This window comes from Pseudomonas veronii (genome assembly GCF_002028325.1).
Taxonomy (GTDB): domain Bacteria; phylum Pseudomonadota; class Gammaproteobacteria; order Pseudomonadales; family Pseudomonadaceae; genus Aquipseudomonas; species Aquipseudomonas veronii.
In genome coordinates this window covers 1,515,408-1,529,160 of the sequence record NZ_CP018420.1, presented here as the reverse complement: position 1 = coordinate 1,529,160, position 13,753 = coordinate 1,515,408, and the positions used below count along the sequence as shown (strand labels likewise).

At 62.5% G+C, this 13,753-nt stretch carries 12 protein-coding genes; 3 read left to right on the top strand and 9 right to left on the bottom strand.

Going from position 1 to position 13,753, the window contains the following annotated elements:
• Positions 1-20: 20 nt before the first annotated feature.
• On the bottom strand, positions 21-1,115 hold the full coding sequence (locus tag PverR02_RS06950) for a PLP-dependent cysteine synthase family protein (RefSeq protein WP_079443002.1): 1,095 nt from the start codon (positions 1,113-1,115) through the stop codon (positions 21-23).
• 215 nt (positions 1,116-1,330) lie between these two features.
• On the opposite strand from PverR02_RS06950, the gene nhaA reads away from it, so the two are divergent.
• On the top strand, positions 1,331-2,506 hold the full coding sequence (nhaA, locus tag PverR02_RS06945) for a Na+/H+ antiporter NhaA (RefSeq protein ID WP_057004729.1): 1,176 nt from the start codon (positions 1,331-1,333) through the stop codon (positions 2,504-2,506).
• A 76-nt stretch (positions 2,507-2,582) separates the two neighbouring features.
• Here nhaA and PverR02_RS06940 read toward each other — a convergent pair whose 3' ends face one another.
• Positions 2,583-3,047: an outer membrane lipoprotein gene (locus tag PverR02_RS06940; protein WP_003189251.1), complete on the bottom strand. Its 465-nt coding sequence runs from the start codon at positions 3,045-3,047 to the stop codon at positions 2,583-2,585.
• A 157-nt stretch (positions 3,048-3,204) separates the two neighbouring features.
• On the opposite strand from PverR02_RS06940, the gene PverR02_RS06935 reads away from it, so the two are divergent.
• Positions 3,205-3,447, top strand: coding sequence for a hypothetical protein (locus tag PverR02_RS06935; RefSeq protein ID WP_017844787.1), 243 nt, complete (start codon positions 3,205-3,207; stop codon positions 3,445-3,447).
• A 54-nt stretch (positions 3,448-3,501) separates the two neighbouring features.
• On the opposite strand, the gene pdxH is transcribed toward PverR02_RS06935, so the two are convergent.
• The 5 genes from pdxH to dinG form a co-directional block, all read right to left on the bottom strand.
• Entirely contained in the window at positions 3,502-4,149 is a 648-nt protein-coding gene (pdxH, locus tag PverR02_RS06930) for a pyridoxamine 5'-phosphate oxidase (protein WP_046384443.1), read from the bottom strand.
• Positions 4,150-4,176: 27 nt separating this feature from the next.
• Positions 4,177-5,421: an OmpA family protein gene (locus PverR02_RS06925; protein WP_079443001.1), complete on the bottom strand. Its 1,245-nt coding sequence runs from the start codon at positions 5,419-5,421 to the stop codon at positions 4,177-4,179.
• A gap of 142 nt (positions 5,422-5,563) precedes the next feature.
• Positions 5,564-6,709, bottom strand: a complete 1,146-nt coding sequence (locus tag PverR02_RS06920) for a serine hydrolase domain-containing protein (RefSeq protein WP_079443000.1) — start codon at positions 6,707-6,709, stop codon at positions 5,564-5,566.
• An 82-nt stretch (positions 6,710-6,791) separates the two neighbouring features.
• A complete protein-coding gene (locus PverR02_RS06915; protein WP_079442999.1) occupies positions 6,792-9,089 on the bottom strand; it encodes a beta-galactosidase in 2,298 nt (765 codons plus the stop codon).
• A 98-nt stretch (positions 9,090-9,187) separates the two neighbouring features.
• Positions 9,188-11,332: an ATP-dependent DNA helicase DinG gene (gene dinG / locus PverR02_RS06910; protein ID WP_079442998.1), complete on the bottom strand. Its 2,145-nt coding sequence runs from the start codon at positions 11,330-11,332 to the stop codon at positions 9,188-9,190.
• A 99-nt stretch (positions 11,333-11,431) separates the two neighbouring features.
• On the opposite strand from dinG, the gene PverR02_RS06905 reads away from it, so the two are divergent.
• Positions 11,432-11,896 carry a CopD family protein gene (locus PverR02_RS06905; protein WP_079442997.1) on the top strand — a complete coding sequence of 155 codons (465 nt, stop codon included), beginning with the start codon at positions 11,432-11,434 and terminating at the stop codon, positions 11,894-11,896.
• Positions 11,897-11,998: 102 nt separating this feature from the next.
• Here PverR02_RS06905 and PverR02_RS06900 read toward each other — a convergent pair whose 3' ends face one another.
• Positions 11,999-12,757: a hypothetical protein gene (locus tag PverR02_RS06900; protein WP_046384447.1), complete on the bottom strand. Its 759-nt coding sequence runs from the start codon at positions 12,755-12,757 to the stop codon at positions 11,999-12,001.
• Positions 12,758-12,928: 171 nt separating this feature from the next.
• The gene (locus PverR02_RS06895; RefSeq protein ID WP_026139770.1) at positions 12,929-13,624 is read right to left on the bottom strand and encodes an OmpA family protein; all 696 of its coding nucleotides are present in this window, start codon (positions 13,622-13,624) and stop codon (positions 12,929-12,931) included.
• Positions 13,625-13,753: the final 129 nt, after the last annotated feature.

Sequence of the window (13,753 nt, the reverse complement as noted above, 5' to 3'; positions counted from 1 at the left end):
ACATTGGTTTTTGTAGCGTGTCAGATATTCGCGCGCAGGACGTCGTCGGGCAGTGGCTCACCGCGCTCGACGCTGGCCGCCACCGCGGCTATCAAGCCCTGCAGTTCATACCCCTGCCCCACCAGCCACGCCTGATCGTAATAGGTAGTGGCATACCGCTCGCCCCCGTCACACAAGATCGCCACGATCGACCCCGACTCCCCCGCCGCTGTCATCTGCTGCGCCGCCATCAGGGCACCGATCAGGTTGGTCCCGCTGGAGCCGCCGACCCGCCGACCCAACCGCTCGGCCAGGTAATGCATGGCCGCCAGCGACAGCGCGTCCGGCACCTTGACCATCGCATCGATGACCTTGGGCAAAAACGACGCTTCGACCCGCGGTCGACCAATGCCTTCAATCCGCGAGCCGCACTCCAGGCGCAAGCCGGCATCGCCGCTCAGGTAGTAGTCAAAGAACACCGAGCGCTCGGCATCGGCACACAACACGCGGGTGCAATGCTGGCGATAACGCACATAGCGTCCCAGGGTCGCGGTGGTGCCGCCCGTGCCGGGGCTGGAAATCAGCCAGCTCGGCTCCGGATGACGCTCGAAGCGCATCTGCTGAAAGATCGACTCGGCGATATTATTGTTCGCCCGCCAGTCGGTGGCGCGTTCGGCGTAGGTGAACTGGTCCATGAAGTGACCACCGCTTTCCTGCGCCAGGCGTTCGGATTCGGCGTAGATCTGCGTCGGATCTTGTACCAGATGGCTCTTGCCGCCATAGAAGCCGATCTGGGCGATCTTTTCCTGGGAGGTGGTGGCCGGCATCACGGCGATAAACGGCAGGCCGAGCAAGCGCGCGAAGTAGGCTTCGGAGATCGCCGTCGAACCGCTGGAGGCTTCGATCACCGGCGCTCCCGGCTTCAGCCAGCCATTGCACAGCGCATACAGGAACAGCGAGCGCGCCAGCCGGTGTTTGAGGCTGCCGGTGGGGTGGCTGGACTCATCCTTGAAGTACAACTCGATACCCGGCAAGCCGGGCAGCGCCAAAGGAATCAGGTGGGTGTCGGCGCTGCGCTGGAAGTCTGCTTCAATGATACGAATGGCTTCGCGGGCCCAGGGACGGTGGTCGCTCATGAGAGGATCTCTAAGGATTTCAGTCTCAATCTTAGGATGTTTCCTACACCACACACAGATACAGTAACGACTCAATCGGACACACAATTGCTAGGCTCCGCCCCAACTCCGAGCGCGCCCCCTTCTTATAACAAATAAGAATATAACTTTTGTTTTAACAACTAACGGTACGGGTTAGGGTACGCATCTATTGAATCTGGATTGGAGAGCACCCCTTGGCTCTGCGTAGCACGTTCACCCGTTTCTTCCAGCTGGAAGCCGCCAGCGGTCTATTGTTGATCGCCGCAGCCGCGTTGGCGCTGATCGTCAACAACTCACCGTTGTCGCACCTCTACAGCGCGTTCCTCGACGTGCCCGTGGTGGCGCAGATTGGCGCGCTGAAGATCGCCAAGCCCGCGTTGTTGTGGATCAACGATGGCCTGATGGCCCTGTTCTTTCTGCTGATCGGCCTGGAGGTCAAGCGCGAGCTGCTCGACGGCCACCTGTCCAAGCCTTCGCAAGTCGTCCTGCCAGGCGCCGCGGCGATCGGCGGCATGGTGGTGCCGGCATTGATCTACTGGGCAATCAACAAGGATTACCCGGCGGCGCTTTCCGGCTGGGCGATCCCCATGGCCACCGATATCGCCTTCGCATTGGGCGTCCTGGCGCTGCTCGGCAAGCGCGTGCCGGTGTCGCTGAAACTGTTCCTGATGACCCTGGCCATCATCGATGACCTGGGCGCGATCATCGTGATCGCCGTGTTCTATTCCAGCGACCTGTCCGGCGCCGCCCTGGCGGGCGCGGGCGCCTGCTTGATCGCCTTGATTGCCATGAACCGCCTGGGCGTGATCAAGCTCGGGCCGTACCTGATCATCGGCCTGATCCTGTGGGTCTGCGTACTGAAAAGCGGCGTGCATGCCACCTTGGCCGGCGTGACGCTGGCGTTCTGCATCCCGATGCGTACCAAAAACGCCGAACCCTCGCCGCTGTTGACGCTCGAACATGCCCTGCATCCATGGGTGGCCTATGGCATCCTGCCGCTGTTCGCGTTCGCCAACGCCGGCGTGTCCCTGAGCGGGGTCAGCCTCGAGAGCTTCACCCACCACGTACCGCTGGGCATCGCCCTCGGCCTGCTGATCGGCAAGACCATCGGCGTGTTCGGCCTGACCTGGCTCGCCATCAAGACCGGCCTCGCCGCGCTGCCCAGCGGCGCCAGCTGGGGCCAGGTGTTCGGCGTGGCGATCCTGTGTGGGATCGGCTTCACCATGAGTCTGTTTGTCGGCTCCCTGGCGTTCGTGCCGGGCGCCAGCGAATTTGCCGGGGAAGATCGAATGGGGATTCTGACCGGGTCGATACTCGCGGCGTGTATCGGTTATGCGGTGACGGCGATGGCGAGTCGCAAGAAAGCCTGACTCGCACAAAACACCGCGCACAAAAAACCCCAGCCGGTCACCCGGCTGGGGTTTTTCTTTGCTCGCGGCTTAACGCTTAGCGAGTCACGCGGCTGGTACCATCAACGGTCATGATGCGAACGCGATCACCGATGCGGAAGATTTCATTTTCCTGCACGGCCTGCACGTAGGCACGCATGCTGCCGTCGTCTTCGCGAACGGTGATTTCCACGCCCTGGGTGCGGGTCAGGCCTTCTTCGGTGGCCGAACCCAACAGGCCGCCGGCGACAGCGCCGATCACGGCGGTCACGATACTGCCACGGCCGCCACCGATGGCGCTGCCGCCCACGCCGCCAATGACGGCACCGGCCGCACCGCCGATTGGGGTCTTGGTGCCTTCGATTTTCACCGGACGCAGGGATTCAATGGTCCCCATGCGAACGGTCTGCACGCGACGCGCTTCGTCACGGGAGTATGAGTCGCCGGTCAGACTCGAGGCGCAGCCACCCAACAACAATGACAGGGTAGTAAAGCAGGCAACTAGTAAAACGGACTTACGCATAGCATCAACTCCAAAGGACAGGTGTTCATTAGACGCGGCCGCTTGACGCCTGTCACGGCAAGCTCCGCAGAAAATTGCTTTCATTCAGCCCTAGTACAGAGTGCCAGCACCAAAACAGACGACAAACGGTAGCTCTCATCTCGTAAACAGGACGCTCATGGATTATTTCATCATTATAGTCACGACCGTAGCCGGCTTGTATTTCCATGGCTGGTTATACCTGCGCATCCGCCGCTGGATCGACCGCGACCTGGCGCTATCCCTGGCGGGCAACGACCTGCACAAGCGGGCCTTCATGCTGCAACAACTGGAAAAAGCCCGAACCCTGAAGATCAACCGCCGCGAGCTGCCGGACTGGTTGAAAAACGCGGCGCAGCAGTACACGCCCGAGGCCTCTTGAACAGAGGCTTCGGGGTGACGGGCAACAGTCAGAAAGGGTGACGCAAGACGACGATCAGGGCGCCAGGCGCTCACGGGTCCAGTCGGCCCCGTGCAAGCGGTAGTTCAGCCGGTCATGCAGGCGGCTGGCGCGGCCTTGCCAGAACTCGATGCGCTCGGGCAACAAGCGATAACCGCCCCAGTGCTCGGGGCAGTGCGGCTGAGTGTCGCTGAACCGCTGTTCGGTGACCTTGAGCAAGTCGTGCAACTCTTCGCGGTCACGGATCACCTTGCTCTGCGGGGAAGCCCAGGCACCCAGGCGGCTGCCCAAGGGGCGCACCTGGAAATAGGCATCCGACTCTTCCGGCGTGACCTTGACCACCCGACCCTCGATGCGTACCTGACGCTCCAGGGTCGGCCAGAAAAAGGTCATGGCCGCGAAGGGCCGCGCCGCAAGCTGATCGCCCTTGGCGCTCTCATAGTTGGTGAAGAAGGTAAAGCCCTGCGCATCCAGGCCCTTGAGCAGCAGGATGCGACAGTGCGGGCGACCGTCCTCGTCGACCGTGGCAAGGGTCATGGCATTGGCCTCCACCGGCGGCTGCTCGGTTTTCACCGCATCGCCGAACCACTGATGGAACAAGGCAAACGGCTCGCTCGGGGCCTGGGCCTCGCTCAAACCATCCCGTGTGTAGTCACGGCGCATATCAGCCAATGCCTGGGTCATGCGACTTTATCCTTCTGGTTCAGCGGATCAGTTTTTTGCCTGGTCGTTCGCAGCCGGTGCAGCGGCCTTGGCTTTGGCCGCTGCGGGTTTCTTGGCAGCTGCCTTGGCCGGGGCCTTTTTCGCGGCTGGCTTGGCGGCGGATTTCTTCGCGCCAGCCTTTTTCGCCGGGGCTTTTGCGACCGGTGCCGGCGCGGGAACGTCCTGCACGGCAACCATTTCAGCCACAGGCAGGGTCTTGCCCGAGTTGTACTTGCTCAGCAAGGCCAACATAGTTGTACGCTGAGTAAACATAATTTCCATGCGACGGTTCAGCGCACGGCCTTGGGTGCTGTCGTTGGCAGCACGCGGCATCATGTCGCCCATGCCACGCAGCATCAGACGGTCCTGCTTGAGGCCGCTGAGGCTGAAAATCGATGCGATGGATTGCGCGCGTTCTTTGGTCAGCGCCTGGCTCGCCGGGGCCGCGCCGGTGGCATCAACGTGACCGAGGACCAGTACGGCGGTCTTCGGGTCGGCTTCAACAGCCTTGGCGACGCGAGTGAACGGGCCCAGGGTGACCGGCAGCAACATCGCCGGGCGTTTCGGGTTGTAGGAACCGTCTACCGGGGCAATCACCACCAGTACGTTGTCGCGACGTTCCAGTTGCAGGTTGCTGTCCTTGATCGCGGCGCGCAGGCGCGGCTCATAGTCGTCCAGCCAGGCCTGGGTGATTTTCGGGTCGGGCATCGGCACGTTGGTCACGTCGACCTTGGCCAATGGCTTAGGCTTGGACGTGCTTTCGAACGGCCACCACCAGTGAGTCTCGGAGTCGGTCTTGGCCACGGCGGGGGCGGCAGGAGCAGCGGCTGGCGCCGGGGTGGCGGCCTTGAGGTCGGCCTTCAGGTCAGCCTTGGCATCGGCTGCCTTTTCGTCGGCGCTCTTGGAGGAGAACGGCCACCAGCTGGAGCCGGTATCCGCTTTGGCCACCGGGGCTGGCGCAGGAGCGGCGGCTACCGGTGCGGCAGGCTTGGCGCCAGCTGCGGCAGCTACCGGTACAGCCGGCTTGGCGCTGGCAGCAGCCGCTACCGGTGCGGCAGGTTTGGCGCCCGCGGCGGGTTTGGCGTCCGGTTTGGCGTCCGGCTTGGCGTCGGTTTGGCTCACTGCGTCCTTGGTAGCAGCCTTGTCAGATCCAAATGACCACCAATGCCCGCCTTCGGCATCATTTTGTGGTGTTTGTGCGCAGCCAGTAATAGATAGGCACAGCGCCAGTGCCAAGGACTTGTTCGATAACATGAGATATCCACAAAATGAGAAAAAACCGAGGGCCTGAATGACCCGTTAAACAGACGCGTCCAGAACATTAAAGTTACAATATTTTGCTCAGCGTCTTCTTATACTTGCATTTGTAACAAAAAAACGTGAAACAGCAAGGGGTTTACAGACAACCGGCCAATATTCTGACCAACTTCTGTGCACGTGGGTCCATAAGTACGTAGGGCCCCAGCGTATTAGTCACAAAACCGAACGCTACATCATGTTCGGGGTCGGCAAACCCCAGCGAACCGCCCGCACCAGGATGTCCAAATGCACGCGGGCCAAGGCCGAAGGTCGCGTTCTGCAATTGCGGTTGATCCAACATGCAGCCCAGGCCGAAACGGGTTTGGGTCAATAAGGTTTTATCGGGCCCGATACTGTGTTCACGGGTCAATTGTTCGAGCATGTCGCTTTCCAGCAAACTACCGTCCAATAAACCACTATAAAAACCCGCCAGGCTACGCGCATTACCGTGACCGTTTGCCGCTGGCTGCTGCATACGCCGCCATTCGGGTTTATTAGTGCTGGTCAGAATAGACGGCGGATTGGCAAATGCCCGCGTCGTCATGGCCGTGGGTTCACGCATCATTACTTGCAGTAAACGTTGCGCGGCTTCATCGCCCATGTTGCCTTTGCCGCGCGCTACATGGGCCACGCGATAAAATTCTTCGTCCGCCAGGCCCACATGAAAATCCAGCCCCAACGGGCGTGCAACCCGCGCCACGATAGACTCGCCCGGCCCACGCCCGTCGGCACGGCGCAGCAATTCCCCGACCAGCCAGCCATAGGTGATCGCTTCGTAGCCGTGGCCTTGGCCCGGCGTCCACCACGGCGCTTCGGCGGCCAAGGTGTCGACCATCAACGACCAGTCGTACAGCGCTTCGGTGGGCAGCATCTCGCGGATCGCCGGCAACCCGGCCTGGTGGCAGAGCAACTGGCGCAAGGTGATCGCTTCTTTACCGGCCGCGGCAAATGCCGGCCAGTAGTTGGCCACTGGCGCATCCAGTTGCAGCTTGCCTTCGGCCACCAATTGCAGGGCCGCAACAGCGGTGAAGGTCTTGGTGCAGGAGAACAGGTTGACGATGGTGTCGCTGTGCCAGGCCTGTGCCCCATCCTTGTCGGCGGTGCCGGCCCACAGGTCGACCACGGCTTCCCCGCCGATCTGGATGCACAGCGCCGCACCACGTTCCTGCGGGTCATCGAACAACGCGACGAACGCTTCACGTACCGCTTCGAACTGGAGTTCGTAATGCCCCTGAACCTGCACCTAAGCCCCCTCGGAAAACGCTGTAAAAAGTGGCCGACATTGTTCCAGCCCTTGTAGGATTTGTGAACCCGTCAACACTCAATCAATGACCATTTCCGGCATGCCCACCGGTGTGTCCGGCGCCCTGCCCCGCACCTTTACCGTCATGCCCGGGCTTGCTGCCTTCATGCTCGCGAACCGCGCGGGCCGCCTTGGCCTTTTCGGCTTCCTTGCCCAGTTGGTCGACCGCCGCCAGGTTGCTTCGACGCACGCTGTCGACAAAGCCCTGGAACGGCACATCGGTAATGCCGACCAGACCGAAGTGGCCGTTTTCGCCGTCCAGCAGACGCCCGGTCACGGGCTGGTCCAGGTACTGGAACCAGTGAACGCCGACAATCGACGGCTCGGCCATGGCCTGCTTGAGGAAGTTGGCATACGCCGCGCCGCGATCTTCTTCCTTGGCCAACTGGGTCACACCGCCCCAGAACGGGCCGCGGTCCGCCGAGCCGAAGTTGAATTCGGTGATCAACACCGGCTTGTCCAACGCGCGCAAGGCGGCGAAGTCATAGCCGTCCTGGGGTTTGAGCGTGTACATGTTGAAGCTCAACACGTCGCAATACTGCGCACAGGACGCCACCGCCTCCGGCGTACTCACCGCGTAACGCCCGCCCAGCAGCAACTGGTTGGGCGCGTGCCATTTGAGTGCATCAGAGATGGTCTTGAAGTACGTATCGGCGAAGGTCTTCTGGAAGTATTTGAAGTCGGCTTCGATTTCCGGGTGCTCAGGGTTGGGCATCGGCGGTTCGAAGCCCGGGTCTTCCATCAGTTCCCAGCCCGCCAGGTGGATGCCCCAGGCTTTCGACAGGCCTTCTTCGTTGCGGTATTTGTCGCGCAGTTGCTTGAGAAACGCGCGCTTGGCCGGTACATCGGTGGTCATGCGCAGGGTGCCGTAGGCCAGGGCGTAACGGGACTTTGCATCGTCACCGGGACCGGCCCAGGCCAGTTCGTTATCGGCAAAAAAACCGATCAGCCAAGGATCGTCACGATGATCGCGGGCAGCGATGGCCACGGCGCGCTCGGTGGCCATGGCGAAACGCGGGTCGAACGGGTCGGGCATGCCGCCCCACCAGTCGGTGCCGGTGCTGATGCTGGCGTAATCGCCGACGATCGACAGCGGCAAGGTGTACGGCACGCGGTCCGCGCTGGCCAGTTGCGCAGCGCTCCAGTTGCCGACGGTGTTGAAACCCCAGGCCTGCAGGCGGTCGAGGGTGTGGCTGACCCAGCGCTTCTGGTCGAAACCGTCAGTGTCATACGTGCGCTGCAGGTTGGCGCGGTAGAAATCGTACCAACGCCCGGCGCCAAAGCTACGCCCTTCGCCGGCGCCGTTACCGGTGCGGTTGTCGCCGCTGCCGTAGTACTTGTCAAAGGGTTCCCCGGCCTTGGGCAGCGCCGCGAACATCCATTCACGGCCCGCCACGTAGGTCTGGTTGTTATCCGAAGCCACGGTGTTGACGCCCAGGGAATAGAACGGATGCCCCTCCGGCGTCACCAGATACCAACGACCATCGCGCTTCTCGGTGCGGAAAAAGCCGCTGGCGTCGAACGCCGGGCCTTTGTTCCAACCGCCGTACTGGTCCAGGGAGGATTTATCCCGCTCGGCCAGCCAAGCCTTGAGCTGTTGCTGCTCCTTGGTGGCGGCGGCCTTGAGTTGCTCGTCGCTGCTGACCTTTTCCGGCCAGCGCGCACGGGTGGACTGGCCATAGGCATCCACCAGTTCGCTGTAGGCCGCCTTCAGCACCGGCTCGCTGTCCTGCACGCCAAAGCGCTCCAGCAGAATACTCTGGGCGACATTCGGTTTGATCATCGACAGGGTCACCGACACCACCTGGCTGCGGTCGATGTCTCCGGCGCTGCTGGCCAGTAACACGCGCTGGCCGTCGACGCTGATCGGCATCGGCGGGCCGGCCTTCATGCCCTGGCTCAATGGCGAGTTGGCTTGCAGCGGGATCAGCAGGGTCTGGGCCGGACCGGCCGGCAGGTCGATGCGGCTGACCAGGGTCTTGCCGTCGTTGCTCTGCACCTTGACGTACAGGGTCAGCGCCCAGTCCATGGCACTCTGGATACGCAGGCTGATGGCGCTGGATTGCGACCAGTCCCAGGCGCCGGTCTGCGGGCTGAGCACCAGGCTCGGTTCGGCGGCCGGGTTGAAGGTGATGCGGCGCAGCACCTCGCCTTCAGGGGTTTGTTCGGCGTTGTATTGCGGCAGGCTGGCGTCCTGGGTCGCCACTTTGACCACATCGGCAGGTCGGACGAAGTTGAACAACGTTTGTTGCCCGGCGGGCGCGGCCAGCAGTGGCGCAGCGAACAGCAGGGCAAAAAGGGCGGGCAGCGTGCGAATCATACGAGCAAGGTTCTCCCAAACGGCCGATAAATGGCCTGATGACATAATGCGATGGCAGTGAGATAGACCACGAAGTGGGCGATTTCGCCCACTGTGGCTTAAGAAATTTCGCGCCGGAACGGCGGCAAGGCATTCAGGATGGCCTTGCCATAGCGCTGCGTGACCAGACGGCGGTCCAGCAAGGTGATGGTGCCCCGGTCTTCTTCGGTCCGCAGCAAGCGCCCGCAGGCCTGCACCAGCTTCAGGGACGCATCCGGCACCGAGATTTCCATGAACGGGTTGCCGCCACGGGCCTCGATCCACTCGGCCAACGCGGCCTCGACCGGGTCATCCGGCACCGAGAACGGGATCTTGGCGATCACCACGTGTTCGCAGTAGGCACCGGGCAAGTCCACGCCTTCGGCAAAGCTCGCCAGGCCGAACAGCACGCTGGAATCGCCGCCATCGACCCGCGCCTTGTGCTTGTTCAGGGTTTCCTGCTTGGACAGGTTGCCCTGGATAAACACCTGTTTGCGCCAGTCACGGTCGAGGCCGTCGAACACGTCCTGCATCTGTTTGCGCGACGAGAACAGCACCAGGGTGCCGCGTGAACCTTCGACCAGCTCCGGCAAGTCACGGATGATCGCGGCGGTGTGGGCCGGCGCATCCCGAGGGTCGGCCTTGAGGTCTGGCACGCGCAGCACACCGGCGTTAGCGTGATGGAACGGGCTCGGCACCACGGCGGTGACGGCTTTTTTCGGCAGGCCGGCGCGCATACGGAAGCGGTCGAAGGTGCCTAGGGCGGTCAGCGTGGCCGAGGTGACCAGACAGCCATACGCCACGTTCCACAGGTTGCGCCGCAGCATTTCCGCCGCAAGGATCGGGCTGGCGTTGACCTCGATATCGAACAGCGCACCGCTTTCCGACAGGGTCAGCCAACGGGCCATGGGCGGGTTGTCTTCCGGGTCTTCGACGGTGAAGGCCGTCCACAACTCCCAGTTGCCCTGGGCGCGGGACAACAGGCTGCCGAACAGTGGGTACCATTCCTCGGCCTGGTTGCTGGCGATACCGATGTTGACCTCGCCGTCCATGCCTTCCTTGAGCAGGTCGGTCAGGCGGGTGAACAGGTCGGTCAGGCGCGAAAAACCCTTCTTCAGTTCGATGCCCATTTCACGCATGTGCTCGGGGATCAGCCCGCCGACAAAGCGATGGCGCGGGCGCTCGCGGCCCTCGACGTCTTCGCCGGGCTTGAAGTCGGCGACCTGCTCGCAGGCGCTGAACATGAACTGCTGCTGGGTCTTGATCTCCCGCGCCAGTTCCGGCACCTGTTCGATCAGCTTGCCCAGGTCGCCGGGCAGCGGGTGCTGGGCCAGCAGTTTGGTGAGGTTCTTGGCGGTGGCCTCCAGCCAGTCGGCGGTGGAGCGCAGGCGCGTGTAATGGGCGAAGTGGCCGATGGCCTTGTCGGGCAGGTGGTGGCCTTCGTCGAATACGTAGAGCGTGTCGCGCGGGTCCGGCAGCACGGCGCCGCCGCCCAGGGCCAGGTCGGCGAGGACCATGTCGTGGTTGGTGACGATCACGTCGACCTTACCCATGCCTTCGCGCGCTTTATAGAAGGCGCACTGGCCGAAGTTGGGGCAATGACGGTTGGTGCATTGGCTGTGGTCGGTGGTCAGGCGCGCCCAATCGGCGTCTTCCAGGGCGGTGGGCCAGCTGTCGCGGTCGCCGTCCCATTTATTCCCGGCCAGTTTTTCGATCATGCTGGTAAACAGCTTCTGGCTGACTTCATCGACTTCGATCTTGAAGCCTTCTTCTTCGAACAAGGAGGCCGTGGCGGTTTGCGCGTGGCCTTCCTGCAGCAGCACGTCGAGCTTGGACAGGCACATATAGCGGCCACGGCCCTTGGCCAGGGCGAAGGTGAAGTTCAGGCCGCTGTTGCGCATCAGGTCGGGCAGGTCTTTGTAGACGATCTGCTCCTGCAGGGCGACGGTGGCGGTGGCGATCACCAGGCGCTTGCCGGCGGCCTTGGCGGTGGGAATCGCCGCCAGGCTGTAGGCCACGGTCTTGCCGGTACCGGTGCCGGCCTCGACGGCCACGACCGCGGGGTCACCGCTGCGCCGGCCTTCGTCGTCGGTGTCGATATCCCCGAGGACCTTGGCCACTTCGGCGATCATCAGGCGTTGGCCGTAGCGCGGTTTCAAGCTCTTGGCTTCGAGAAAACGCGAATAGGCGCCCTGGATCGTGGTTTTGAGTTCAGTGCTGATCATGGATAGTCGGGCGCAAAAAACGCTGGATAAATTTTCAGTGGTTCGGATCGGCCGCTATCATACCCCGCTAATTAATCCCGCGCAGAACGGAGTACCGCAATGACCGTGTTCAGCCTCGTTTACACCCTGCATGTATTGGCCGCCCTGATCTGGGTCGGCGGCATGTTTTTCGCCTGGATGATCCTGCGCCCGGCCGCTGTGGCGGCCCTCGAGGGCCCTGCCCGGCTCAAGCTGTGGGCGAATGTGTTTCAACGTTTTTTCGTGTGGGTTTGGGTGGCGGTGCTGGTTTTGCCGATCAGCGGTGTCGGCCTGTTGCAACTGCGCTTCAGCGGGTTTGAAACCGCACCGCGTTACGTGCAGGTGATGATGGGCTTGTATGTGGTGATGACGGCGCTGTTCATCCGCATCCAGGCGTTGAAGTTCCCCGAATTGCGCGCAGCGGTGGCGGCTGAAAACTGGCCGGCCGGGGCGGCGGTGCTGGGGCAGATCCGCAAGCTGGTGGGCATTAACCTGCTCGTTGGGTTGGTGCTGGTCGCGATTGCTTCAGCGCGGCCGATGTTCTGAGACGTGCCTTAAACGGCCATCGGGAGCACGCCCCCTCCCACATTTGAAATGCATTCCAAATGTGGGAGGGGGCGTGCTCCCGATGGCGTCAGATCGAACGACTCAAAGTCGCTGAATGGTCACAGTTCCCGCAGGCCCGGCCGGCCCCGGCTGCCCTTCCACCCCTGGCCGGCCTTTCTCGCCACCATCGGCGCGGTACACCAGGCAACCCTTGGATTGCCCACCACGCCCAGGCTTGCCCGCCGTCCCCGCCAAACCGCCCGCGCCGCCATCGACCCAGACCTTGATCTTGTCGCTTGGGAAGTCCTGCGGCAGTTCGACCCGCACCTGCGCACCCGCCGCGCCAGGCAACCCGTCGCCACCGTTATCACCGTTGGCGCCGCGCCCAGCGGAGCCCCAAGTGCAACCCGGGTCTTCGCCGTTGGCGCCGTCCAGCCCGGCATAACCTTGGGCGCCAGCGCCACCACGGGCATCCACCGACAGTTCCTGCGCCGTCAGGGCATTGATGCGCAAGGTCAGGTCACGTCCGGCCCTGGCTGGTTTTTCGTGGGTACCGGGAGCGCCACGCGAGGTGATCTGGCTGCCATGTTCCAGTTGCGCATGCCGCGCCTGCAATTGCAGCCCGGTGCTCCCCGGAGCGATGGCGATGCGTGCTTCGCGGCCCAGGTGCAACTCATCCACCGAGACCTGGCTGATCGTGGCCGGGATGAGCAACGTGCCGTAGTCCGCGACGTCCAGGCGTTCCAGCTGCAATACGCTGGTACTGCTGGGCAAGCGCATCAACGAGTTGGTTTCAACACTCACGCTCTGGGCCAGGGCAACGGGGCTGACCAACAGGGCCAACAGAAAAACCTTACGCATCATGGGGCTCCTGAGTGATGGGGAATTTGTTATTTCAAATTTTTCTTTGGGCGCACAGTAACGACTTCTACAGGCGATTTGCCAGTGAAGGATCAAAAAACTTGAGAAGGCGGCAGTTTCAGCGAGGATCGCCAACGATGCCCCTGTGGAATCCCACAGGGGCAAGGCCTGTCAGCGGTTGATCTGGATTTCTACGCGGCGGTTCAGGGCACGGCCTTCAGCGGTTTTGTTGTCAGCCACCGGATGACTTTCGCCCGCACCGGTCACCGACACGAAGTTACTGCGAGGCACACCGGCGCCGATCAGGTAGTCCGTCACCGAATGTGCGCGTTTTTCCGAGAGTGTCTGGTTGTAGGCGTCCTTGCCGACGCTGTCGGTATGCCCGCTGACCCGCAACTGGGCGCTCGGGGCTTCGCGTTTCAGGCGGGTGGCGATGGTGTCGAGCGCGGTTTTATCCGCCGCCGTCAGCTTCGCCGAGTCGAACTGGAAGTGGACATCGCGAATCACGATGGTTTCTTCCTTGACCACAACCACCTCTTCAACCACCGCCGCGGGTGGCGCAGGTGGGCAACCATTGGCATCGACCTGTACGCCTTTCGGCGTGCCGGGGCACTTGTCGCGGCTGTCCGGCACGCCGTCGCCGTCTTCGTCACCATCGCCGTGTACCCAGCAATAGGCGCCGGCCATGCCGCCGATCAACAACGCGCCGTAGCCGGCATAGGCTGAGCTTTCCGTCGCACCGATCGCCGCACCGGTCACGCCGCCCACGGCGGCGCAGGTGGGCCAATCGGTTTTTTGCAAACCTGCACAACCTGTCAATACTCCGGTGAGCAGAACCAAGGGTAGAGCTGTCCGCATGATGCTCATTTGATTTCTCCTGAGGGGATCGGCAGGGGCCGATGGGTGGAGTAAAGACCGCTCCTTTCAACTGCGCCAGTACGCCACACCCCCGGATTCATTGAGGATGGGCGTACTTGAAGGACTTTTCGCAACCAC

Coding starts and splice junctions, on each gene's coding strand:
- PverR02_RS06935 (WP_017844787.1), top strand. CDS start 3,205: ATGGATTATTTCATCATTATAGTCACGACCGTAGCCGGCTTGTATTTC.
- pdxH (WP_046384443.1), bottom strand. CDS start 4,149: ATGACCCAGGCATTGGCTGATATGCGCCGTGACTACACACGGGATGGT.
- PverR02_RS06950 (WP_079443002.1), bottom strand. CDS start 1,115: ATGAGCGACCACCGTCCCTGGGCCCGCGAAGCCATTCGTATCATTGAA.
- PverR02_RS06900 (WP_046384447.1), bottom strand. CDS start 12,757: ATGCGTAAGGTTTTTCTGTTGGCCCTGTTGGTCAGCCCCGTTGCCCTG.
- PverR02_RS06925 (WP_079443001.1), bottom strand. CDS start 5,421: ATGTTATCGAACAAGTCCTTGGCACTGGCGCTGTGCCTATCTATTACT.
- PverR02_RS06905 (WP_079442997.1), top strand. CDS start 11,432: ATGACCGTGTTCAGCCTCGTTTACACCCTGCATGTATTGGCCGCCCTG.
- PverR02_RS06940 (WP_003189251.1), bottom strand. CDS start 3,047: ATGCGTAAGTCCGTTTTACTAGTTGCCTGCTTTACTACCCTGTCATTG.
- dinG (WP_079442998.1), bottom strand. CDS start 11,332: ATGATCAGCACTGAACTCAAAACCACGATCCAGGGCGCCTATTCGCGT.
- PverR02_RS06915 (WP_079442999.1), bottom strand. CDS start 9,089: ATGATTCGCACGCTGCCCGCCCTTTTTGCCCTGCTGTTCGCTGCGCCA.
- PverR02_RS06895 (WP_026139770.1), bottom strand. CDS start 13,624: ATGAGCATCATGCGGACAGCTCTACCCTTGGTTCTGCTCACCGGAGTA.